Here is a 22,387-nt window from a genome sequence, read left to right on the forward strand (position 1 = left end):
TCGTCGGGTTCATGCGCCAGTTGCATGAAGCGCCCGGCGGTGGATGTGACGACTGAGCTGGAGTGCTGAATGGCGGTGTTCAAACGCAGCAATACGACTGCGACAGGTTTCGACTGGGCCGGTTTTCTCTGGCTGTTCGTGTTTTTCTGGTACTTCTCCGGTATCACCCAACTGCTGATCCAGTTGACGGGCACCTCTGGGTTCACCGGCTTTCGCCAGGCCTTCGTGATGAGCGCCGTGTGGCTCGCGCCGATGCTGCTGTTCCCCAAACGCACCCGTCTGCTCGCCGCGCTGATCGGCGTGGTGCTGTGGGCCTGCTCGATGGCCAGCCTGGGTTACTTCTTCATCTACCAGCAGGAATTCTCCCAGAGCGTGATCTTCATCATGTTCGAGTCGAATGTGTCCGAAGCCGGCGAGTACATGACCCAGTACTTCGCCTGGTGGATGGTCCCGGCGTTCCTCGCGCACACCGCATTCGCCTATTTCCTGTGGACCCGCCTGCGTCCGGTGTACCTGCCCCGTGGCCGCGCGTTCGTCGCCGCCATGGCGATTCTGGTGGCCGTGATCGGTTATCCGCTGGTCAAGCAGACAATGCGCACCGGCAGCTTCGCCCAGGGCTTCGAGAAATTCGAAACCCGCATCGAGCCGGCTGTGCCGTGGCAGATGGCCGTGGCTTATCACCGCTATCAGGAAACCCTGGCCGACATGCAGGGCATGCTGCACAGCGCGAGCAAGATCCCACCGCTGAAAAACCTCAAGGACTCGGGCGCCAACCAGCCGGCGACCCTGGTGCTGGTGATCGGCGAATCCACCAACCGCCAGCGCATGAGCCTCTACGGTTACCCGCGTAAAACCACGCCGGAACTGGACAAGCTCAAGGATCAGCTGTCGGTCTTCGACAACGTCATCACCCCGCGCCCTTACACCATTGAAGCGCTGCAACAGGTGCTGACCTTCGCCGACGAAGAAAACCCGGACCTGTACCTGTCCACGCCGTCGCTGGTCAGCATGATGAAACAGGCCGGCTACAAGACCTTCTGGATCACCAACCAGCAGACCATGACCAAGCGCAACACCATGCTCACGACGTTCTCCGAACAGGCCGACGAGCAGGTGTACCTGAACAACAACCGCAACCAGAACGCCGCGCAGTACGACGGCGACGTGATCGAGCCGTTCAACAAGGCCTTGGCCGACGCGGCGCCGCGCAAGTTGATCGTCGTGCATCTGCTCGGTACGCACATGAGCTACCAGTACCGTTATCCGCCGAGCTTCGACAAGTTCCAGGATCGCAACGGCGTTCCGGCCGGCGTGCGTGACGATCAGGTGCCGACCTACAACAGCTACGACAACGCGGTGCTGTACAACGATTTCGTGGTGTCGAGTCTGATCAAGGACTACGCCAAATCCGATCCGAACGGCTTTTTGCTGTACCTCTCCGACCACGGTGAAGACGTGTTCGACTCGGTGGGCCACAGCACCTTGGGCCGCAACGAAAACAAGCCGACCGCGCCGATGTACACCATTCCGTTCATGGCCTGGGCGTCGCCGAAGTGGCGTGAAAACCACGACTGGAGTTTCGCCGGGGATCTGAGCCGGCCGTACAGCAGCTCGCACCTGATCCACACCTGGGCGGATCTCGCCGGCTTGAGTTTCGATGAACTCGACCGCAGCAAGAGCCTGGTCAGCGACAGCTTCAAGCCCCGTCCGCTGTTGATCGGCAACCCTTACGAGCGTGAACAGCGGGCCCTGATCGACTTCAGCCTGATGAAGCCGAAAAAACCCGCCGCCACGACCACGGAAGTGGTGCTGCAGGAATAAAAAAAAGGGCCGGAAACGGCCCTTTTTTCATATCGGCGAAACATCTTCAAATAACAATATTTCTCGTTTGACACTAAATCGCACTGCCCGCTTTCGTCTTTGAGCAAACGGAATTTTTCCCTCGATGACAAGGAGTCGGCTGCGATGTTCGCGCCCATCACCCGTTCCATGACCCTCACCCTGGGCCTGTGCAGTGTTGCACTGAGCCCGGATCTGCTGGCTGAAACCGACACAGAAAAACAGTCGCCCCCCGCTGCGCCGGCCCTGGAGCTGGCATCCACCAGCGTCACCGCCCAAGGCCTGGGCAACACCACCGAAAACACCCACGCCTACACCACCGGCGCCATGAGCACGGCAACGCGGTTGAACCTGTCGATCAAGGAAACCCCGCAGTCAGTTTCCGTGGTCACTCGCCAGCAGATGGATGATTTCAAGCTCGGTACATTGTCCGAGGCCATGAGCCAGACCACCGGCATCGTGGTGCAACACAACGATTCGGATCGGGTCAGCTATTCGTCCCGCGGCTACTCGATCAACAATTTCCAGATCGACGGGATGCTCAACACCTTCCAGTACATGAAGTCCGATTCGGACACCATCATCTACGACCGCATCGAAGTCGTGCGCGGCGCCACCGGCCTGACCACCGGCGCAGGCGATCCGTCGGCAACCATCAACATGGTGCGCAAACGCCCGACCGCCCAATGGCAGGCTCAGGCCGGTGCGAGCGGCGGCAGCTATGACGATTACTACAGTTACGTCGATGTCGGCGGCCCGCTGGCGTTCGACGGGCGACTGCGCGGTCGCAGCGTGCTGGCCTACCGCGACCAGGGATCGTTTCGCGACAAGTACGCCCTGCAACGGGAAGTCGGCTACGGCATCCTCGAAGCCGACCTGACCGACTCCACCGTGCTGGCCGTCGGTTACGACTATCAGGACAAACAGGTGCAAGGCTCTTCGTGGGGCACCTTGCCGTACTGGAACGCCGACGGCAGCAAGGCCAGCCTCGGACGTTCGACCAACATGGCGACCTCCTGGAGTTCCTGGCCGCTGCGCGACAAGACCGCGTTCGCCACCCTCGATCAGGCCCTGGCGGGCGACTGGCACCTGAAAGCCGCCTACACCCACCGCAAGAGCGACACCGACGGCAAGGTCTACTACGCCGGCGCCGGTTTCCCCGAACCTGATCGCAGCGGCATGACCGCCTACAGCTCACACATGATCGGCCCGCAGCGCATGAAGGCGTACGACTTCAACCTGTCCGGCCCCTACTCGCTGCTGGGCCGCGAACATCAGATGATGATCGGCTACGGCGAAGCCGAGCGCAGCTCCAGCTCGCCGTACACCGTTGACGGTCCGGTGGCGCGCAACTACAGCACCATTCGCGACTGGAAGTACATGGGCGACATTGCCAGATTCCCGGACACCGTGACCGGGCTCACCAGTGCCAAAGACAGCACGCAACAAAAAGCAGGTTATCTGGCGACCCGCCTGAGCCTGACGGACGACCTGCACGCCGTGCTCGGCACTCGCTACGGCAGCTGGAAGGCGTCAAAAACGGCCAACACCTTCGACGACAACCTGCAACTGGAAAGCGTCGATGCCAGCCGCCAGCAGCACAACGACATGTGGACTCCCTACGCCGGCCTGCTCTATGACCTGACGCCGGAGTACACCGTTTACGCCAGCTACACCGACATCTTCAAACCGCAGACCTACCGCGACGCCAACCGCAAGTTCATCGAGCCGATCGTTGGCAGCAACTATGAAATCGGGCTCAAGGGCAGCCTGCTGGACGAACGCCTGAATCTGGCCACCGCCATTTTCTGGAGCAAGCAGGACAACGTCGCCGAAGTGGATGACTCGGTGCCGCCGGATCCGGTGACCCTGGAGGAGTTCTACAAGTCCGGCGGCAAGGGCAACAAGGTCAACGGTTTCGAAGCCGAGGTCTCTGGCGAAGTTCTCGACGGCTGGAACATGACCGCCGGTTACACCTACACCCACTCGGTCAACGGCGAGAAAAATCGCACCAACACCAACCAGCCGCTGAACCTGTTCCGTTTGTCCACGGCCTATCGCTTGCCGGGCAACTGGAACGCCCTGACCGTGGGCGGCGCGGTGAACTGGCAAAGCGACGTATACGGCAATTCCAACCGACCGGTCGGACGCAACGCCAATGGCCGGATCATCACCGAGCGGGCGCGAATCAGTCAGGACGCCTACACAGTGGTCAAGTTGATGTCGCGTTATGAGTTCGACAAACACCTGTCGGCGTCCCTCAACGTCGACAACCTGTTCGACAAGAAGTATTACGACAACGTCGGCTTCTACAACGGCGTGTTCTGGGGCGATCCTCGCACCGTGACGCTGAGCCTCGACTGGAAACTCTGACGCCCTTCCCTCGTGACCTGCACGCGTTATTCACGCGTGCAGCGTTCGTCCGATACGCCGTGGAAACACCCGGTAAAACCTACACTGAACGAGCGTTAACCTCTCGTTAATGCCCTCGACGGACACTGCGCCCCGAGGACCAGATTCATGGACGAACGGCTCCGACATTTTTCGTAGGAGGCACCATGAAAACCACGACTGCAATCCTTGCAGGTCTGCTCACACTGGCATCCGCCAGCGCATTCGCCGAAGGCGGCGCCGAGCGCATGAGACATTACTGGGCAAACTTCCCGGTTCATTCCGCACAGAGCCAGCAGGCTGACGCGAAGACCAATGAACTCAAGGTTCCGGACGACCAGACCGCCCAGGTCACCGAGTCCTATCGCCCTTGAGCGAACGCTTTACCGATGGACCTGCGATGGCTCCGCTCCGGCACCGCAGATGACAGTTGGGCGCCCTTTCCGGGCGCCTTTTTTTATGCCTGCAAATCCTTGATCCAGAACAGCATGCGCCCGTGATTGGGATCGAACATGCCCGGCGCGAAGCCGAATTTGGCGTAGGAATTTTGCGCCACGGCGTTGCCTTCAAGCACTTCCAGAGTGATCTTGCAGCAACCGCGCTGACGGGCGATGTCCTCGACCTTGCGCAGCATTTTCTGACTCAGCCCCAAACCGCGAAACTTGGTCACCACGGACACGTCGTGCACGTTGACCAGCGGCTTGCAGGCAAACGTGGAAAACCCTTCAAAGCAGTTCACCAGCCCCGCCGGCTCGCCACCGACAAACGCCAGGACGCTGAACGCGTGGGGCCGCTTGGCCAGTTCGGCGGGCAGTTGCTGCAACAGCTCGGGGGCAATGGGATGGCCGCCGCCCATCGGGTCTTCGGCGTAATGATTGAGCACCACACCGATGGCCTCGGCATGCACCGGGTTGGTGTAACTGGCTTGAAGCACAAGAATTTCTGCGGAATCCATTTCCTTCCTCGATCGCACGGCGCCCCGGCGCGTTTGATACGCACTGATAGGCTCGGCGACCTTAGCGCGAGGCAGGTCCCGGCGACAACCCGGCATTTTCAGTGCCCCCAGATGAGTTCTTCGGTCCAGCCGAGCTCGGCGAAATCCTCGGCTCGCAAACCGGACTCGCCGGCACAGAAAAACTCGTCCAGCTGCGGCGGTTTCACCGAGGTACCGCTGAGCATCGCGTGGACCTGGCCACGGTGGTGAATCTGGTGTTCGAACAGATGCGAAATCATCCGCAGACGACTGTCGTGTTGCGGCGTGTCGCGGGCGATGGTCACGATACGCCCCAGATCGGCATCGCGCAGTTGCTCGCAATAGGCGACCAGCCGACGGTCGACATGCGCCTGTTCACGGCGCAAGGCCTGAGCCTCGGTGAAGGGTTCGTCAGCGTTGAAGAACACGTAGCAATCGGGATGCGGTTCGTCGCCGCGCAACTCACGCTCCAGCGCGTCGACGTAGAACCAGTCGCAGGTGAGGATGTGGTTAAGGGTCAGGCGGATGCTCGGGAAGAAACTGACCCGTGGCGCTGCCAGCTGCGCGTCGTCGAGCTGGCTCCAGGCCTTGGCCAGTCGATGGTTGGCCCAGGCGTTCTGATAAGCCATGGTCAGCAAATGGTGGGACAGTGGCTGAGTCATGTCGCGCCCTCCGTGTTTCAGGTTTCGGCGAAGCGTTGCAGCTGCATCTCCTGCAAGCGGCTGAGGGTCCGGCGGAATGGGAATTCCAGATAGCCCTCGGTGTACAGCGCGTCCATCGGCACTTCGGCCTCGATGTACAGCGGCACCTTGCGGTCGTAGCACTCGTCGACCAGCGCGATGAAGCGGCGCACGCCGTCGTCGTGCACCGACAGCTGCGGCAATTCGCGGTCACCGGCCACCACCCGTTCCGCGCCATCCTCGGTGCCACGGGCAATCCGCCCTTCGCGTTTTTTCGCGCTGAGGTTCGGCACCTCGCTCAACAGGATAGCCCGGTAGGTGTCGCACAGCGCGATGAAATCCATGGCGGCGAACGGTTGCTCGCACAGGTCGGCGTAACGGCACCACAGCACCGAATCGCTGGCCTGCACCACGTTCAAGGCGCGGTAACCGACCGGCACCGGTTCGGCACTGACGGTTTGTCCGGCGGCCAATGCTTCAAACACTTGGCTTAGCGCGCTACCCTGCCCCGGCTGAACGACCCAGTAACGCTGCTCGATGGCGCCGGGATGCAAGCGGTGATCTTCGGCGCCATTCACCGCGACCATTTGCATGTGCTGCTTGATCGCGGTGATCGCCGGCAAAAAGCGATCGCGGTTGAATCCGTCGGCATACAGCTGATCCGGCGGCAGGTTGGAGGTGCAGACGACCACCACGCCTTCGTCGAACATCACCTGAAACAGCCGCCCGAGAATGATTGCGTCACCAATGTCATTGACGAACAGCTCATCGAAACACAGCACCCGCACCTCGGCCGCCAACTCACGGGCCAGCGCCCGCAATGGATCGGCGATCCCGGTCAGTTGAAACGAGCGTTGATGCACCCAGCCCATGAAGTGATGAAAGTGCTGCCGCCGCGCCGGCACCCGCAGGCTTTGGTGGAATTGATCCATCAGCCAGGTCTTGCCGCGCCCGACCGGGCCCCACAGGTAAACGCCGGTGACCGAACGGGCACCGGCGTGCAGGGCTTCATGGCATTTTTGCAAGGCCCAGACCGCGTGTTCCTGGGCTTCATCCTGGATGAAGCCCTTGTGGTCGACGGCGTATTGCCAGGCGCTCAGGGGGGAGTCGAAAGTCATGCGCGGCAGTATGCCACGATGGCTACAGGGAAATATCCAGCCGAGCGATTTTGCCCTGTTCGTTGAGCCGGAACGTGTAGCGCAGCTCCAGCGGGCTGCCGGGGAACGTTCCGGAGATCAGCCCTTGCACCAGCACCTTACCGGTGCGCTGCTGGACGCCCAGTACTTCCACCCGTGGCTGATAGCGCTGGGCAGTGTCTTGCATCCAGTTGGCGATGGCCTGCGGGCCGACCTGATGATGGCCTTCATCGAACACATGGGCATCCTCGGCAAAAAAACTGCCGACCCGGGACGTATCGCGAGCATTGGCGGCGTTGATGTACTCAACGATGGCCGGGGCGAGGATCGAGGTGGGATGGAACATGATTACAGCTCCTTTTTTCGGGTTCTGTCGCCATCCTAGAACAGCCCTGCGTCAGTTCCTGTCAGGAGTGAAACGGCCGTTTTCGTCCAGTTGCATCTGCCGCTGCCAGGTGCGCAACAGGTCACTGCGACGCCCCGGATAGCGCTCGCCCTGCAGGCTGGCGGCGGCAATCCGGTCGGTGCGAAACGTGCGATAGGCGCCGCGCAATTCACACCACGCGACGATGATCCGCACCTCGTTGAGAAAGCCCAGCGCCAGCGGCCAGATCAAGCGTTGGCTCTGCACCTGCTGCGCATCGGCGTAATCGATGTGCAGCTTGGCCTGATCGCGGATCGCGTGACGGAAAACGTTCAATGGCACCGCGTTTTGCGGAAAGCCGTAGCCCGGTGGTCCGGGCATGACGGTCGGATTGCGCAGTGCTTCCTGGGCCTGCGGGTCCAGCACCGCAGCGATTTTCGCCAGTGCATCCGCCGCAGCCTTGCTCAGGACTTCGTCGCCGCGCTGATCGACATAACGCAGGCCCAGCACGATGGCTTCGGTCTCGTCGGCGTTGAGCATCAGCGGCGGCAGAAACAGACCGCTGCGCAGCACATAACCGATGCCCGCCTCGCCATGGATCGGCGCACCCAGTGCGGTCAGTTCGGCGATGTCGCGATAAAGGGTGCGTTCGGAGATTTCCAGCTCGAAGGCCAGCGTCGCGGCGGTGACCGGGCGTTTCTTGCCACGCAACACTTGCAGCAGGGTCAACAGACGAGTGGTTCGCGACACGGTGTGAGGCTCTGGGCAGAAAATTTGCCGGAGCTTAGCAGAGCCTGGTGTCAGAAATTGTCAGGAGCTTTCACCAGGCTCGGAGGGGATCACGCGTCGACTTTGTGCCGGGCCGCGTACAGGCAAAGCATCTCCATGGCCAGGGTCGCCGCCGCCAGCGACGTCACGTCCGCGTGATCGTAGGCCGGGGCTACTTCCACCACGTCCATGCCCACCAGATTGATCCCGCGCAGGCCGCCAAGGATCTCCAGCGCCTGCACCGTGCTCAGGCCGCCGCACACCGGCGTACCGGTGCCCGGTGCAAAGGCCGGATCGAGGCAATCGATATCAAACGTCAGGTACACCGGGTTATCGCCGACACGCGCGCGAATGGCCTCGACAATCGCTTCGCAGCCGCGCCGATGCACCTGCCGCGCGTCCAGCACCTGAAAGCCCTGATGATCGTCATTGGTGGTGCGCAAACCGATCTGCACCGAGCGCGCCGGATCCACCAGCCCTTCCCGCGCAGCGTGCCAGAACATGGTGCCGTGATCGACCCGCTTGCCACCCTCGTCCGGCCAGGTGTCGCTGTGGGCGTCGAAGTGAATCAGCGACAGCGTGCCGTGTTTGCGCGCATGGGCCTTGAGCAGCGGATAGCTGATGAAGTGATCGCCGCCAAAGGTGAGCATCGCGCTGCCGGAGCTGAGGATGTGCTCGGCGTGGGCCTCGATGCTTTCCGGAATGGTGTGCGGCGAGCCGTAATCGAAGTCGCAATCGCCGTAATCGATCACCGCCAGATGATCGAACGGGTCGAACGCCCATGGCCAGTGCCGTTCCCAGGCAATCCCGGTGGACGCCGCTCGAATCCCGCGCGGCCCGAAACGTGCTCCGGGACGGTTGCTGGTGGCGGTGTCGAACGGCACACCGCTGACCGCCACGTCCACGCCGCGCAAGTCACGGCTGTAGCGTCGGCGCATGAAACTGGTGATCCCGGCGTAGGTGCTTTCGGCGGCGGTGCCGAAAAGGCTGTCACGGGTCAGGGCCTGATCGTTTTGCATGGGCACGTCCATCGGTGTGTTCCTGTTGTTATGAAGGGCTATTGACGGCTACGGAAGGTGGTCCACAAGCGTGTGCGCTGGCGCATGTCCTTGAGGCTCATGCTGTGGTCGGCGTACAGCCGCTCGCGCACGTCGGGTTTCGGGAAAATGTCCGGATCGTTGCGTACCGCTTCATCCACCAGCGGCGTGGCGGCCTGGTTGGCGGTGGCAAAGAACAGCGTATTGGTCAGGGCCGCCACGGATTCGGGGCGCAACATGAACTCGATGAAGGCGCGTGCGGCTTCCGGGTGCGGCGCGTCTTTGGGGATGGCGAGGTTGTCCTGCCACACCAGCGTGCCTTCCTTGGGAATCCGGTAAGCGACCTCAAACGGCTTGTTGGCCTTGCGCGCCTGATCGGCCGCCATGCTCGCGTCACCGTTGTAGGTCAGCGCCAGGCAGACGCTGCCGTTGGCCAGATCGTTGATCTGGCGGCCGGTGGCGACGTACAGAACTGAGGGCTGCAACTTCTGCAACAAGGCTTCGGCGGCGGCCAGATCGTTCTTGTCGGTGCTGTAGGGATCTTTACCGAGGTAATGCAGCGCCAGACCGATCACTTCCTGCGGCGAGTCGAGAATGGCGATCCCGCAATCCTTGAGCTTGCTGGCGTATTCAGGCTTGAACAGCAGATCGAGGCTGTTGAGCGGCACATCCGGCAGCCGCTGTTTGACTGCCTCGACGTTCATGCCCAGTCCCAGCGTGCCCCAGGTGTAAGGCACGCCGTAGCGGTTGCCGGGATCGACCGCCGCGAGTTTTTCCAGCAGGTCCGGATCGAGATTGGCGTACCCCTTGAGCCCTTCGTGAGGGATTTCCTTGAGCGCTCCTGCCGCCAACCCACGGGCCAGCACGCTGGACGAAGGCACCACCACGTCATAACCGCTGCCGCCGGTGAGCAGCTTGGTTTCCAGTACCTCCGATGTATCGAAGGTGTCGTAGCGCACGTGGATACCGGTTTCCTTTTCAAAGCGCTGCAAGGTTTCCGGCGCCACGTAATCGGCCCAGCTGTAGAGATTGAGGGTTTTCTCTTCGGCCTGGGCGGCGATGGAGACGGTAAGCAACAGAGCGGGCAAACACAGCTTGAAGACGGGAGCCATGACGAACACCTGACCGAAGGAAGTGGTGGCAGGATGCGCCGTCGGATACATTCGAGAAATATCAAGTTTGTTAACCTGACTTTATCCCGGAGTAATGTGATGCTCGGTCAGCTCCACGATGTCGACTTGCAACTTCTGCGGCTGTTTCTCGGGGTGGTCGAATCCAATGGTTTCAGCGCTGCCCAAGGTGAACTGGGCCTGAGCCAGTCGAGCATCAGCCAGCAAATGGCCAAGCTTGAGACCCGTCTCGGCTATCGGGTGTGCAACCGTGGCAAGGGCGGTTTCAGCCTGACGCCCAAGGGCGAGCAACTGTTGATTGCCGCGCGGGCGCTGTTCGACTCGATCGAAACCTTCCGCCATCAATCCAACGGCGTCGCCGGACGTTTGATTGGTGAAGTGCGCCTGGGTCTGTCGGAAGCGGTCGATCAGTCGGTGCTGCAACGGGTGGCGGATGCGATCAGGCGGTTTCGCGAGCGGGACGAATCGGTGCGCATCGAGTTGATCAGCGCCATGCCCGGCGAAATGGAGCGTCTGTTGCTGCAACAGCGGCTGGACCTGGCCATCGGTTACTTCTCCCAGGTGCAGAGCGCGTTCGACTACCGCGAGCTGTTCAGCGAGACCCAGCATCTGTATTGCGCCCCCGGCCATCCGCTGTTTACCGACGAGGCGCCCGATGACGCCGCGTTGCAGGCCTGTGACCGGGTCGATCACCCCTATCGGTTTCTGCGCAGTGACGAGCCGTTTCAGGGCAAGGTCTGCTCGGCACGCTCGGAGCAGGTCGAAGGCACCCTCGCCTTTATTCTGTCCGGCAAACACGTCGGTTATCTGCCCAACCATTACGCGCGCCAATGGCAGGACAAAGGCTTGCTACGCCCGGTGCGCGAAGGCGAGTTGAGCTTTGACGTGGCGTTTCATCTGGCCCGCCATCGGGCGCAGGTGCCCGGTGATGCGCAGAAGGCTTTTGAAGAAGATCTGCTGTCAGCCTTTGGTCGAACCTGATCATTTTTTGGAACGCGGAGCGTCCCCGGCTGCATTCCCACGCAGAGCGTGGGAACGATCATGCGTTGCCCTCGCTCCCCTCTTACGGCATCCTGCGCACCCATTTTCCGACCCGGCCCCGCATTGCGGCACGCAAACCACCATGACCGTCTCTGAAAAAGCCCCGCGCAACAACGATCTGATCTACGGCCTCAACGACCGTCCGCACTTCACCGCAACGGTGTTTGCCGCCCTGCAACACGTGCTGGCCAGTTTCGTCGGCATCATCACCCCGACCCTGATCATGGGCGGCGCCCTCGGCCTGCAAAGCGAAATTCCGTACCTGATCAGCATGGCGCTGTTCGTCTCGGGCCTCGGCACATTCGTTCAGGCCAAGCGCTTCGGCCCGGTCGGTTCCGGGCTGTTGTGCCTGCAAGGCACCAGTTTTTCCTTTATCAGCGTGATTCTCAGCGCCGGTTTCATGGTCAAGGCCCGGGGCGGCGGCACCGATGAAATCCTCTCGACGATCTTCGGCGTGTGCTTCTTTGCCGCGTTCATCGAAGTGGTGCTGAGCCAGTTCATCGGCAAGTTGCGCATGCTGATCACCCCGGTGGTGACCGGCACCATCATCACCCTGATGGGCCTGTCGCTGATCAAAGTGGCGATGACCGACATTGCCGGCGGCTTCGGCGCGGCGGATCTGGGCGCGGCGAGCCATGTATTCCTGGCGGCGCTGGTGCTGGGCACCATCGTGGTGTTGAACCGGGTCGACGTGCCGTTCCTGCGGTTGGGCGCAATCGTCATCGGCCTGACCCTCGGCTACGTGGTGGCGTGGTTGATGGGCACCGTGGATTTCGCCAACCTGCCGCAAGTGCCGGTGGTCAGCGTGCCGGTGCCGTTCAAATACGGTTTCAACTTCGACTGGGTGGCGTTCGTGCCGGTGGCGGTGATTTTCCTGGTTTCGCCGCTGGAAGCGGCCGGTGACCTGACCGCCAACTCGATGATCTCGCGGCAACCGGTCAAGGGCCCGCTGTACATCCGCCGGATCAAGTCCGGTTTGCTCGCCGACGGCCTCAACTCGGCCATGGCGGCGGTGTTCAACAGCATGCCGATGGTGACCTTCGCCCAGAACAACGGGGTGATTCAGCTTACTGGTGTGGCCAGCCGCTACGTGGCGTTCTTCATCGCCGGTCTGCTGGTGCTGCTGGGGCTATTCCCGATGATCGGTGCGGTGCTGCAACTGATGCCGAAACCGGTACTCGGCGGCGCAGAGCTGGTGATGTTCGGCACCGTGGCGGTGGCCGGGATCAAGATCCTCGCCGAGGCCGGCCTGCATCGGCGCAACATGCTGATCGTGGCGATTTCCCTCGGCATGGGTCTGGGCATTGCCGCCGTGCCGGAAGTGCTGCGCGAACTGCCGCAGGCGCTGCGCAACATCTTCGAATCGCCGATCACCGTCGGCGCGCTGTGTGCGATCGTGCTGAACATCTTCCTGCCGGAAGAGTTCATCGAGCTGGAAGAAGATGACTTCGACCCGGAAGCCTCTATCCTTCAGGTCATGGAAAACCCCGACCTGCCGGCCAAAGCTGAACCCGCATCAACGGCCGCTGTCGCACAGTTGAACCGTTGATCCTGTCCGCTCGATGAAAAAAGGGCTGATACCGGCGACGGTTCAGCCCTTTTTCAATGAGAGAGCATCAATGCGCCGTCTCCAAGCCGTCATCCTGTCCCTGCTTCTGCTCTCACTCAGCGCCTGCGCGCTGTTCCCCAACCGCGACCCGGTGAACATCAACGTGGTCGGCCTCGAACCGCTGCCGAGCCAGGATCTGGAAGTGCGCTTTGCGATCAAGCTGCGGGTGCAGAATCCCAACGAAACGCCCATCGACTACAACGGCATCGCGCTGGATCTGGAGGTCAACGGCCACTCACTGGCGTCGGGTGTGAGCGATCAGAGCGGCTCGATCCCACGGTTCTCCGAAACCATCGTCAGCGTCCCGGTGAGCATTTCCGCGTTCTCGGTGCTACGTCAGACTTTGGGCCTGAGCCAGACGCAAACCCTCGACAACCTGCCCTATGTGCTGCGCGGCAAACTGGCCGGCGGGTTGTTCGGCACGATGCGCTTTGTCGACACCGGCAAGCTCAGTCTGCCCAGAGCCAGTGCCGCAACCTGGTAAAGATGCGGTAGCCTGCAGCGTTTACTACAGAAACATGGAAGCTGCAGGCTTATGGAAGACACTCCCACGCTGTACACCGAACGGCTGATTTTGCGTCCGCTTGAACTCGCGGATGCCGAGGCGATCCAGCAGCAATTTCCCCACTGGGAAGTGGTGCAATATCTGAACGCTTTCGTGCCCTGGCCGTATCCGGACGACGGCGCCCTCACCTACCTGCGTGACATTGCGCTGCCGGCCATTGCGGCAGGCAAAGAGTGGCACTGGACGATTCGCCTCAAATCGGCACCGGAGCAATTGATCGGCAACATCAGCCTGATGGACGAGCCGGACAACCACCGTGGGTTCTGGCTCGCCCCGGCCTGGCAGGGTCAGGGCCTGATGACCGAAGCCAGCGAAGCCGTGACCCGGTACTGGTTCGAAACCCTAGATCAACCGTTGATGCGCGTGCCGAAAGCCGCACCGAACCTTGGTTCGCGAAAGCTCTCGGAGCGCAATGGCATGCGCTTGATTCGCACCGATGAGGACAACTTCGTCGGCGGTCGTTTTCCGCGGGAGATCTGGGAAATCACCCGCGAAGAATGGCGGCGCCGACAGTCCGTCAAACCGTGAACCGCACCCCCGGTTTCGCCCGCTCATCGACGCTCAACTCGAACACATCCGGCCGCGCATAGTGGCCGACCACGTCGTAGTCGTAGCGGGCGCGCACCAGTTCTTCGGTGTCGATTTCGGCGGTGAGCAGCCCGGCCTCGCCGCGCAACGGCCCGGCCAACACATCGCCCATCGGCCCGACGATCACGCTGCCACCGGCGATCAGCGGTCGATCCCCCGGCCAGTTGGCGATTTCTACGCCCAGTTCATTCGGCGAGGCCTGCACCTGACAGGCGCTGACCACAAAGCAGCGCCCTTCATGGGCGATGTGGCGCATGCTCACCTGCCACATTTCGCGCTCGTCCACGGTCGGCGCACACCAGACCTCGATGCCCTTGGCGTACATCGCCGTGCGCAGCAGCGGCATCATGTTTTCCCAGCAGATCACCGCGCCGAGTTTGCCGACCTGCGTGTCGAGCACCGGCAGCGTCGAACCGTCGCCCTTGCCCCAGATCAGCCGTTCGGTGCCGGTGGGCATCAGTTTGCGGTGTTTGGCCACAAGACCCGCCTGCGGGTCGAAATACAGCGCGGTGCAATGCAAGGTGCTGCCGGCCCGTTCGATCACGCCGATCACCAGATTGGCCCCGGTGCGCGCCGACAGCCCGGCCAGCGCTTCGGTTTCCGCGCCCGGCACATCGATGGCGTTGGCGAAGTAACGGGCATAGGCCTCACGGCCTTCCGGCAAGCGATAACCCAGCTGCGTGCCGAAGCCCTCGCCTTTCGGGTAACCGCCGAGCAACGCTTCGGGCATCACTACCAGCGCGGCGCCGGATTCGATGATCGCGGTTTCCCAACTCAGGATCTGTTCCAGAGTTTCAGCCTTGCCACCGGGCAAGGCGCCGATCTGCAGGGCGGCAACGATTGATTTGGGCATGGCGGTCACTCCGTGAAGTTCAGGTGTTGCTCATTCTCCGGCGCCACGGGATCATGAATAAAGACCGATCCACTGCTGAATGATATGAGCCAGATGAATATCGCAACCGTCGACCTCAACCTGCTGAAAGTCTTCGAAGCCCTGCATGAAGAGTCCAGCGCCAGCCGCGCGGCGTTGCGCCTGGGCGTGACCCAGTCGGCGGTCAGCGCGGCCTTGCGGCGGTTGCGCGAGGTGTATGGCGATCAATTGTTCGTGCGCACCGGCCGGGGTCTGGCGCCGACGCTCAAGGCCAACCAGTTGAAACCGGTGGTCAGCGATGCGCTCAACAAATGCCGGCAAAGCCTGGCCATGGTCGACCCGACCGCCCATCACTACGAAGGACGCTCGGTCACCGTGGGCCTTTCTGACGATTTCGAGATCGCTTACGGCCGGCGGCTGATCGAGGAAATCGCCCGCCGCGCGCCGAAACTGCGGCTGATCTTCCGCCAGACCCACAGCCAGATCGTCGCCCGGGCGCTGATGGAGCGCAGCATCGATCTGGCGATCACCGCCGGCGGGTTCGCCGAACGGCTGCTCAGTCGTCAGGTGCTGGGTGAAGGGGGTTACGCGTGTCTGGTGGATCCGGCGAGCCTGGCGCCGGGCCAGCAACAGATCGATCTGGAGGAATTCGTCACCCGCGAGCACCTTCTGGTGTCGTCGGGCGGTTTTATCGGGATTACCGATGAAGGGCTGGCAGCGCTGGGCCGCAGTCGCCGGGTCTGTGCCTCGACTACGCATTTCGCGGCGTTGCCGCATTTGCTCAAGGGCAGCGATGCGGTGGCGACCATTCCGACCCACGCGGCGCAGGCCATCGCTTCAATGAGCGGGCTGGCACTGCTGCCCTGCCCGCTGGCGCTGCCGCGTTACCCGATCGAACTGGGCTGGCGCACCAGTACCCAGATCGATCCGGTGGTACTGACGGTGCGCGAAGCGATTGGCGCCAGTTTCAGGGCCGAGTGATTACTTGTTGGCCGCCATCAGGCGATTGACTTCACTGCGCACCATGTTGGCGAACTCCGGCGGCGACATGCCGTCCAGTTCGGCGCGCACGAATTCGGCCCATTTGCCCTTGCGCTTGGAGCGCTCGCCGAACAACCGCGCGGCTTCGCCCTTGGCTTTGCCCAGATTGTTCTGCCAGAGTTCGAACAGTCGGGATTTCTCGTCTTCCAGCGCGGCGCGCTCTGCGAGGGATTTGTCGGCCAGATTGAAACTCATCGGGAATTACCTGCTGCATGAAATGGCGACATCTTACACGCTGGACGGAAACCTCTGACGCTGGTTTTTGCTCCGGATGGAAAATCGCTGCAACTTTTCAAGTCGCGCCACACTCCATTGTTCACTGTCCATTCACCTGCAAGGAGTCACCCAATGGCCCGGAAAACCGCCGTTCAAGCCGCCGAAGACCAAATCAAGGACCAGGCCTTCAGCGAACTTCAGGCGCTGATCGAAGAGTCGGAAAAACTGCTCAAGAGCAGTGCCTCGCTGGTCGGCGAGGAAGCGGAGACCCTGCGCGGGCAAATCGCCCAGAAACTGCAGCAGGCGCTGGATTCGGTCACCAGCGTGCGTGACCGCACCAAACCGGCGGTGGACGCCACCGAGAGCTACATTGGCGGACACCCGTGGCAGACCGTGGCGATTTCCGCCGGTTTCGGTCTGGTGGTCGGATTGCTGCTCGGTCGCCGCTGAGCGCGAACAAAAAAGGCGAGCCCTCGGGCTCGCCTTTTTCATGTCCGGCAAACACTCATTCGCCGGCCAGTTCACGCAGCTGCGACAGGGTCTGTTGATCCAGTTCGATGCCCCTGGCCAATGATTTTGCCCGCTGCAAATGCCGCCGGTCACCCGGCAAACGCTTGAGTCCAACCCCGTGCATCTGCCGCACGAGTTCCTGACTGCGTTCGGCGACGCTTTGCCCGGCGGTCTTGCTCGGGTCGATCACGATCAGCAGTTGGCCAGTCCACGGGGTCTTGGCCCCCGGATGGTTCTTCCAGTCGAACTCGAACGAGAAGTTGCCGCCGGTCAGCGCGGCGGCCAGCAGCTCGACCATCATCGACAGCGCCGAGCCTTTGTGTCCGCCAAACGGCAGCAATGCACCGCCTTCCAGAATCGCTTTCGGGTCGCAGGTCGGCTGGCCAAGGCTGTCGACGCCCATGCCTGCCGGCAGTTTCTCGCCCTTGCGTGCGGCGATTTGCACGTCGCCATGGGCGATGGCGCTGGTGGCCAGGTCGAACACGATCGGCGCACCGTCAGCCCGGGGTGCGGCGAAGGCGATCGGGTTGGTGCCGAACAATGGCCGGTCGGCACCGTGGGGTACCACGCAGGTCATGCTGTTGACCACGCTCAACGCCACCAGACCCTCATCCGCGAAAGGCTCGACGTCCGGCCACAGCGCGGCGAAGTGATGGGAATTACGGATCGCCAACACCGCGATCCCGGCACTGCGGGCCTTTTCCACCAGCAGTGCACGCGCCGCCGCCAGCGCAGGTTGAGCAAAACCGTTGCCGGCATCGACGCTGACGAATCCTGACGCCACGTCCTCGACTTTCGGCACAGCCTGGCCGTTGACCCAGCCGCTGTTGAGCGTCGAGACATAACCGGGGATCCGGAATACGCCGTGACTGTGCGCACCGTCCCGCTCGGCATTGGCGCAATTGGCGGCCAGCGTTCGGGCGACTTCGGCCGAGGTGCCGTGACGGGTGAAAATCGTTTCCAGCAATTGAGTCAGCTCGTCCAGCGAGACCGTGGACGAGACCGCATGATCGTGTGGCGCAGACATCTGAAGCTCCAGAGTAATTATTGGAGGGAACAACAGCGAACGAACAACCCGCCAGAGGATTAACCATGGCCGGCCGGTGGCCTGTCAACCCCGCAATATTTATCTACCACCTTCGCCAGCGTCACCCGCCCTAGCCTTGCGTCTCGACCCACCGGCGCCTGCCCGCATGCGCCCCTCATCGAGACTCGATCATGTCAGCCCCCATCAAACCCTTGTTGTTCCCCGAAGTCTTCGACTCCCCCGGACTATGGACCGAACTGGGCAAGACCCACGGTCTGTCCGAACACGAATTCAGATGGCTCGTCCACGCCAGGCTGTCCTCCCACAACTTGCGCAGCCAGCAGACCCCGGCCATGCGCGCCGAGCGGGTACTGCTTAACGTTGGCAGTGAAATCCCGGTGCCGCTTCCGGGCGCGTTTGTTCTCAGCCAGACACCCGTCAATCAGGCCCATATCCTTTACACCGCCTTCGACGGCATCAAGAAATACGCTGACCGCGCCGACTTGAAGCAACAGTTCGAGCAAAGCCTGAACGACGCCGACGACCAGACCTCGCTGTTTGCGCTCCTGTCGTTGCCACAACGTAAACGGCTGCTCGACGCGGAAAAGATTTCCGTGTCGTTCACACTGATCGAAGGTGATGTATTCGATGAGACCACCGAGGCGATCAAACAGAGCCAGTTGTTGAATGCGCAGGCAATGCGTACGGAGCTGGAGAAACTGCCGACGCTGACGCACCTGCTGGAAAACATTCTCGACGAATTGCTCAAGCCCCACTTCGGCAGCTTGCAGCAGAGCCGAACCCGCGTCGGCTTCTACACCCTGGACGGCGCCACCGGCTCCGACCGTGCGGCGCCCGACAGGCATTGGCTCGAATCCATGAGCCTGAGCGACGCAGTGCTGTTGTATTACCGCCACCAGCAATGGCCGACCGCTGCATTGCGTGAGTTCACCCACCCCGACAGAACGGCCACTCAGGATGACCAACTGCAATGGGAAGACGCCGTCAAAAGTGCTGCCGGCAAGCTGTCGGCGCTGTTGTTTCAACATCTGGAACGCTATTGGGATGCGCCCTCCAGCGACGGCTCGTCGCGTCGGACGTTTTTTGCCGAAGTACTCGAGGATCAGGCGCGCGCCGAATGGATGATCAAACGCGAAACCGGCATTCTCGATGCACCGCAATTCAACGCACTGCACCAGTTGATACGGCCCCGCAACGACGGCTCCATTCGTCCATTGACCGAAACCGTGCGTCTCTGGGAACGTGAAGCCAACTACGTCGAACTGGCGGGTTCGCTGATGATTAGCGGCACCCACGCCTTCCTTTACACGCCGGTGCAGGGCCTGCAGGTACTCACCGACTACAGCGATCTGAAACAGACGCTGCTGAGCAAGTTCATGGCCAAGGGGCATGAAGACGAACTCTACAGCCTGCTCAGCCTGGACGAGCGTAATCGCTTCCTTGGCTTCGATCAGCCGCAGGTGTCGGGAGAGCGGGTGCTTGGAGAGGTCTTCAAGATCCTCTTTGAATCCATCATCACCAAGCAACGGCAAAACATCGAGTACGCCTTGCAGGTGTTTCGCCACAGCGATGGCGCGGTGAATCTGCACGCCCTGTTCGACAAGAGCCTGGACATTCGCTCGATGATTCATGCGCGTCTGCTCGAGTTCGACAGCGCTGGACGCTGGAGCACGCAACCGGTGTTGTCGGGCAATCAACAGCCGTCCCTGGTCCTGGCGGACAAGGCGCGTGCCGCGATCAAGACGTTCAGCAGCGTTGAAGCTTCGCTCGGCGAATTACTCAAGACGCAACCGATGGCAACCCTGGAAGTCCAGCGACCGTTTCTCGAAAACCTCAAGTCAAACCTGGGCCATGCCTGGTTTCTCGGGGTGACCGGCGAAGCCCGGCTGCGAGCATTGAACGGTACGCTGCAAGCGTCGGCGCGGGCGATCGTCGATGCCGTGGTCAACCCCGACCAGCCGACCCGCGTGCTGCGTCGGGCGCTGGAGGGTTTTCGCCCGGACGCCTATGGGCTCACCCTGCAGTCTGCCGGCCAGCAAAACCTGCTGCCGCTCGCCCATTGCCTGCTGATGACCGAGCGTGGCGGCCTCGACGCCCGGCACTCCGGTCGCACGGTACTGTGGACACCCGCGCTCGGGCTTGAAGTATTCGACACCGTCGCGGTTGCCCGGCACAGGCTCGAGCAACGCCTGCTGCATAACGTGCAACGCCTGTCATTGCTGGAGAACATTCTGCCTGCACAGTTTCAGCTGCATCAGCGCTATTCCCTGGGGGCGTTTCAGTTCATCGAACACAACGTGCTGCACAACCGCATGCAATCGGCCATCGAGCATTTTCTCGGGCGCTGCGAGCAGGTGCGCAGCCGCGTCAAGGATCCCGCCCGGCGCAGCAAGACGCTGACAGCGTTGAGTGAGCCGGCTTTTCACACCAACCTGAAACTGGCCACGGCCCATGCCCGGGCAATCGCTGCACAGCAGACCTACCCGGCCTGGCTCGGCATGGCGGCGGTTGCGGAGCAGAAACTGCACGTCGAACTGATGGAGCAATGGCGCCAGAGCGTCGTCGACGACAAGGACTACCTGACAGGTGTGCCGACACTAGTGACCCATGTCGAACAAACCCTGAAATCACTGCTCGACAGCCGCTTCCCCGATAGCCGGATCAATCCTCGCCACATCCGGATATCACCCAATCTGGCCCTGGCCGGCCCTGCGCGCAACCTGGTCGAGTTTGCCCTCAATCACATCAACATCGCCCAAGGCACCGGTTTCAAAGTCACGTCGATCAACGCCAGCGCCTTGCCCAAAGGGCTGGATCAGAGCGCCGTCAGGCAACTGCTGCTGTCGCTCGAAATTCCCACCCGCTACAGCGAAAAAGTCATTCAGGCACTGGCGACGACTACGGTTGCAGGGCTCGCCCGGCAGCAGGTTTTCTTCCGTCAGTTGCCATGGCAATTGCTGCAGCATGCTCACGCGCTGAAACTGCAGCAGCATTTGTCCGAAACCGCGTTCAGTTACATCCGGCAGGCGCTGGACATGCCGGATGCCATCGCCCGTGCCGCCGTCGCCGGCACACACGCCATGGTGTGTCCACTGTCACTGGTCAAGACCGCCGGAGCTACTGCCGTCGAGGCATGCGGACTGTATGTGTTGGCACCCGGCACCGCCCACAAGGGGCCAGTGCTGCTCTATACCCCGTTTGCCGAGCAGGCATTTCACGAATTCTTCGACGAAAAGGCCCTGATTGCCGCTCTGAATATTCCGGGATTCCTGCAAGACCTGTTGCTTCGCCGTTTGCCGCAGACACAGCGAGCGACCTTCCGCAGCCTGCTTGCCAGCAGCCTGGGACAGACCAGCGAAATGACGCTGGACTACCGCCCGATTGGCGGCAACCTGCTGGAACGTCTGTATCAGGACAATCTCGAGCTGTTGAAACAGATGCTCGGTTCTCAGCGCGACAGCGACGGCCAATCCGACTGGGAAAACGCCAAAGTCCTGTTCAGTGATGACATCCAACAGGTCGCGGACATGTTGCAAGGCAAACTCGCCTATGGGCGCTTTCTCTGGCAAGCCTACGATGACTTCAAGGATTCGGCCGAGGCTCTGCAGAATCATCATTGGAAGAAGGCGCTGAAGTCGTTTATCGATGGCGCAGAGCAAATGGTCACCGTCGGCCTTCTGCCTGAAATGTCCGCCGAAAGCGCAGTTGTCACCGACGTCGGTGAACAGGCAACCGAAGCCGGTGCGCAGAAGCTCGAAAAGGTGGTTGCGCCGAGCCTGGACGAAATTGAACTGACCTCGCCACAACGCACACTGCTGCAGCCTTTCGAAGCAACCGACGTAGCGCTCAAGGACCTCACCTTCAGTGCGACCCAAGGCGTTTACCAGAAGACATCCAACAACCGCAGCTATGCCGCGGTGGACGGCAAGGTATACAGGGTCGTCAAAAACGGCTCGGACTGGCAATTGGCAAAGGGTGAAGAGCGCGGCCCGTCACTGCGCAAGACCGACTCACGGATGGTGCGGATCACGCCGGGCCAGACCGTTCATTACGGCAAAGCCTTTTCCAGAATGCTCGAGCACAGCAAATACACTCGGATTCGTCGCACGATGCTCAACATAGAAGCCCACGGTATGGAAGAAATCACCCGGCGCTACCCTGAAAAAGCCCGGGTGTTGGGGCGTGCAGTGGGACTGGCCCGGGATTATGCGTTCAACTGCCTGCATAACCTGGCCATCCTGGACATCAACGTTGTGCCCGGCGGACGGGTCAACCGGTTTCTCATGGAGTTCTTTGATGTCCCGAAAGTCACAACGCAGATCCTGTCCAGGATCAAGACCGCGATCCTGCCGATCTGCAATGCGTTGGTAGACCCGACGGACGATCTGCTCAACACCGACCGCTTCATCGTCGGCTCCACCAGGTGGTTTCACGACGTGATCGCGTTTGTCCTCGATGGCGACCAGCAGAACAAGGTCCATTTCACCCAGCACTTTTTTGACCAGGACCTGGGGGACTACGTGCCCGTCACTGCGCCTGGATTTGATATCGACGGCCACGCACAAGCCGAAACCCTGATC

The 22,387-nt window shown here is 61.5% G+C and carries 20 protein-coding genes; 10 read left to right on the plus strand and 10 right to left on the minus strand.

The annotated features are described in order from the left end of the window. Positions 1-69: 69 nt before the first annotated feature. The 3 genes from K5E37_RS25305 (at position 70) to K5E37_RS25315 (ending at position 4,604) form a co-directional block, all read left to right on the plus strand. Complete coding sequence (locus K5E37_RS25305; protein ID WP_007957509.1) at positions 70-1,821, plus strand: phosphoethanolamine transferase CptA; 1,752 nt, start codon at positions 70-72, stop codon at positions 1,819-1,821. 144 nt (positions 1,822-1,965) lie between these two features. After that, positions 1,966-4,212 carry a TonB-dependent siderophore receptor gene (locus K5E37_RS25310; RefSeq protein WP_221535442.1) on the plus strand — a complete coding sequence of 749 codons (2,247 nt, stop codon included), beginning with the start codon at positions 1,966-1,968 and terminating at the stop codon, positions 4,210-4,212. A gap of 185 nt (positions 4,213-4,397) precedes the next feature. Then, a complete protein-coding gene (locus tag K5E37_RS25315) occupies positions 4,398-4,604 on the plus strand; it encodes a hypothetical protein (protein WP_007957512.1) in 207 nt (68 codons plus the stop codon). A gap of 83 nt (positions 4,605-4,687) precedes the next feature. Here K5E37_RS25315 and K5E37_RS25320 read toward each other — a convergent pair whose 3' ends face one another. From K5E37_RS25320 to K5E37_RS25350, 7 genes are all read right to left on the minus strand, one after another. Then, a complete protein-coding gene (locus K5E37_RS25320; RefSeq protein WP_115077848.1) occupies positions 4,688-5,185 on the minus strand; it encodes a GNAT family N-acetyltransferase in 498 nt (165 codons plus the stop codon). A 98-nt stretch (positions 5,186-5,283) separates the two neighbouring features. Beyond that, positions 5,284-5,865, minus strand: a complete 582-nt coding sequence (locus K5E37_RS25325; RefSeq protein WP_221535443.1) for a DinB family protein — start codon at positions 5,863-5,865, stop codon at positions 5,284-5,286. Between the two features lie 17 nt (positions 5,866-5,882). After that, positions 5,883-7,001, minus strand: coding sequence for a cell division protein ZapE (gene zapE / locus K5E37_RS25330; RefSeq protein ID WP_221535444.1), 1,119 nt, complete (start codon positions 6,999-7,001; stop codon positions 5,883-5,885). A 22-nt stretch (positions 7,002-7,023) separates the two neighbouring features. Then, positions 7,024-7,365 (minus strand): nuclear transport factor 2 family protein, encoded by a 342-nt coding sequence (locus tag K5E37_RS25335; RefSeq protein WP_007957516.1) that lies wholly within the window; start codon positions 7,363-7,365, stop codon positions 7,024-7,026. 51 nt (positions 7,366-7,416) lie between these two features. Beyond that, entirely contained in the window at positions 7,417-8,133 is a 717-nt protein-coding gene (locus K5E37_RS25340; RefSeq protein WP_221535445.1) for a YafY family protein, read from the minus strand. A gap of 89 nt (positions 8,134-8,222) precedes the next feature. Then, a complete protein-coding gene (gene speB, locus K5E37_RS25345) occupies positions 8,223-9,182 on the minus strand; it encodes an agmatinase (RefSeq protein WP_085745795.1) in 960 nt (319 codons plus the stop codon). Between the two features lie 26 nt (positions 9,183-9,208). Continuing rightward, positions 9,209-10,300, minus strand: coding sequence for a polyamine ABC transporter substrate-binding protein (locus tag K5E37_RS25350; RefSeq protein WP_221535446.1), 1,092 nt, complete (start codon positions 10,298-10,300; stop codon positions 9,209-9,211). A 99-nt stretch (positions 10,301-10,399) separates the two neighbouring features. Between K5E37_RS25350 and K5E37_RS25355 the strand changes: the two genes are divergently transcribed. The 4 genes from K5E37_RS25355 to K5E37_RS25370 all read left to right on the plus strand — a co-directional run bounded on the left by K5E37_RS25355 (position 10,400) and on the right by K5E37_RS25370 (position 14,061). Then, a complete protein-coding gene (locus K5E37_RS25355) occupies positions 10,400-11,299 on the plus strand; it encodes a LysR family transcriptional regulator (RefSeq protein ID WP_064381782.1) in 900 nt (299 codons plus the stop codon). A gap of 142 nt (positions 11,300-11,441) precedes the next feature. Then, positions 11,442-12,908: a nucleobase:cation symporter-2 family protein gene (locus tag K5E37_RS25360; protein ID WP_221535447.1), complete on the plus strand. Its 1,467-nt coding sequence runs from the start codon at positions 11,442-11,444 to the stop codon at positions 12,906-12,908. A gap of 70 nt (positions 12,909-12,978) precedes the next feature. Continuing rightward, entirely contained in the window at positions 12,979-13,452 is a 474-nt protein-coding gene (locus K5E37_RS25365; RefSeq protein ID WP_007957522.1) for an LEA type 2 family protein, read from the plus strand. A 51-nt stretch (positions 13,453-13,503) separates the two neighbouring features. Then, positions 13,504-14,061 (plus strand): GNAT family N-acetyltransferase, encoded by a 558-nt coding sequence (locus tag K5E37_RS25370; RefSeq protein WP_221535448.1) that lies wholly within the window; start codon positions 13,504-13,506, stop codon positions 14,059-14,061. Here K5E37_RS25370 and K5E37_RS25375 read toward each other — a convergent pair. After that, complete coding sequence (locus K5E37_RS25375; RefSeq protein WP_221535449.1) at positions 14,051-14,974, minus strand: carbon-nitrogen hydrolase family protein; 924 nt, start codon at positions 14,972-14,974, stop codon at positions 14,051-14,053. The genes K5E37_RS25370 and K5E37_RS25375 overlap by 11 nt on opposite strands. An 84-nt stretch (positions 14,975-15,058) precedes the next feature. Between K5E37_RS25375 and K5E37_RS25380 the strand changes: the two genes are divergently transcribed. Then, positions 15,059-15,973 (plus strand): LysR family transcriptional regulator, encoded by a 915-nt coding sequence (locus K5E37_RS25380; protein ID WP_221535450.1) that lies wholly within the window; start codon positions 15,059-15,061, stop codon positions 15,971-15,973. Here K5E37_RS25380 and K5E37_RS25385 read toward each other — a convergent pair whose 3' ends face one another. Further along, entirely contained in the window at positions 15,974-16,228 is a 255-nt protein-coding gene (locus K5E37_RS25385) for a hypothetical protein (protein ID WP_007957535.1), read from the minus strand. A 153-nt stretch (positions 16,229-16,381) separates the two neighbouring features. Here K5E37_RS25385 and K5E37_RS25390 point away from each other — a divergent pair, with 153 nt between their 5' ends. Further along, positions 16,382-16,699 carry a YqjD family protein gene (locus tag K5E37_RS25390; RefSeq protein ID WP_007957537.1) on the plus strand — a complete coding sequence of 106 codons (318 nt, stop codon included), beginning with the start codon at positions 16,382-16,384 and terminating at the stop codon, positions 16,697-16,699. 55 nt (positions 16,700-16,754) lie between these two features. On the opposite strand, the gene K5E37_RS25395 is transcribed toward K5E37_RS25390, so the two are convergent. After that, the gene (locus K5E37_RS25395; protein ID WP_221535451.1) at positions 16,755-17,786 is read right to left on the minus strand and encodes an Ldh family oxidoreductase; all 1,032 of its coding nucleotides are present in this window, start codon (positions 17,784-17,786) and stop codon (positions 16,755-16,757) included. Between the two features lie 191 nt (positions 17,787-17,977). Here K5E37_RS25395 and K5E37_RS25400 point away from each other — a divergent pair. Further along, positions 17,978-22,387: dermonecrotic toxin domain-containing protein (locus K5E37_RS25400; protein WP_221535452.1), on the plus strand; the 4,410-nt coding region annotated here is incomplete at its 3' end.

Source organism: Pseudomonas sp. RIT778, assembly GCF_019718735.1.
Lineage (GTDB): Bacteria > Pseudomonadota > Gammaproteobacteria > Pseudomonadales > Pseudomonadaceae > Aquipseudomonas > Aquipseudomonas aphyarum.

What these genes read in the sequence shown, in the direction of transcription:
- K5E37_RS25305 (WP_007957509.1), top strand. Translation starts at nt 70, where the DNA reads ATGGCGGTGTTCAAACGCAGCAATACGACTGCGACAGGTTTCGACTGG.
- K5E37_RS25310 (WP_221535442.1), top strand. Translation starts at nt 1,966, where the DNA reads ATGTTCGCGCCCATCACCCGTTCCATGACCCTCACCCTGGGCCTGTGC.
- K5E37_RS25315 (WP_007957512.1), top strand. Translation starts at nt 4,398, where the DNA reads ATGAAAACCACGACTGCAATCCTTGCAGGTCTGCTCACACTGGCATCC.
- K5E37_RS25320 (WP_115077848.1), bottom strand. Translation starts at nt 5,185, where the DNA reads ATGGATTCCGCAGAAATTCTTGTGCTTCAAGCCAGTTACACCAACCCG.
- K5E37_RS25325 (WP_221535443.1), bottom strand. Translation starts at nt 5,865, where the DNA reads ATGACTCAGCCACTGTCCCACCATTTGCTGACCATGGCTTATCAGAAC.
- zapE (WP_221535444.1), bottom strand. Translation starts at nt 7,001, where the DNA reads ATGACTTTCGACTCCCCCCTGAGCGCCTGGCAATACGCCGTCGACCAC.
- K5E37_RS25335 (WP_007957516.1), bottom strand. Translation starts at nt 7,365, where the DNA reads ATGTTCCATCCCACCTCGATCCTCGCCCCGGCCATCGTTGAGTACATC.
- speB (WP_085745795.1), bottom strand. Translation starts at nt 9,182, where the DNA reads ATGGACGTGCCCATGCAAAACGATCAGGCCCTGACCCGTGACAGCCTT.
- K5E37_RS25350 (WP_221535446.1), bottom strand. Translation starts at nt 10,300, where the DNA reads ATGGCTCCCGTCTTCAAGCTGTGTTTGCCCGCTCTGTTGCTTACCGTC.
- K5E37_RS25355 (WP_064381782.1), top strand. Translation starts at nt 10,400, where the DNA reads ATGCTCGGTCAGCTCCACGATGTCGACTTGCAACTTCTGCGGCTGTTT.
- K5E37_RS25360 (WP_221535447.1), top strand. Translation starts at nt 11,442, where the DNA reads ATGACCGTCTCTGAAAAAGCCCCGCGCAACAACGATCTGATCTACGGC.
- K5E37_RS25365 (WP_007957522.1), top strand. Translation starts at nt 12,979, where the DNA reads ATGCGCCGTCTCCAAGCCGTCATCCTGTCCCTGCTTCTGCTCTCACTC.
- K5E37_RS25370 (WP_221535448.1), top strand. Translation starts at nt 13,504, where the DNA reads ATGGAAGACACTCCCACGCTGTACACCGAACGGCTGATTTTGCGTCCG.
- K5E37_RS25375 (WP_221535449.1), bottom strand. Translation starts at nt 14,974, where the DNA reads ATGCCCAAATCAATCGTTGCCGCCCTGCAGATCGGCGCCTTGCCCGGT.
- K5E37_RS25380 (WP_221535450.1), top strand. Translation starts at nt 15,059, where the DNA reads ATGAGCCAGATGAATATCGCAACCGTCGACCTCAACCTGCTGAAAGTC.
- K5E37_RS25385 (WP_007957535.1), bottom strand. Translation starts at nt 16,228, where the DNA reads ATGAGTTTCAATCTGGCCGACAAATCCCTCGCAGAGCGCGCCGCGCTG.
- K5E37_RS25390 (WP_007957537.1), top strand. Translation starts at nt 16,382, where the DNA reads ATGGCCCGGAAAACCGCCGTTCAAGCCGCCGAAGACCAAATCAAGGAC.
- K5E37_RS25395 (WP_221535451.1), bottom strand. Translation starts at nt 17,786, where the DNA reads ATGTCTGCGCCACACGATCATGCGGTCTCGTCCACGGTCTCGCTGGAC.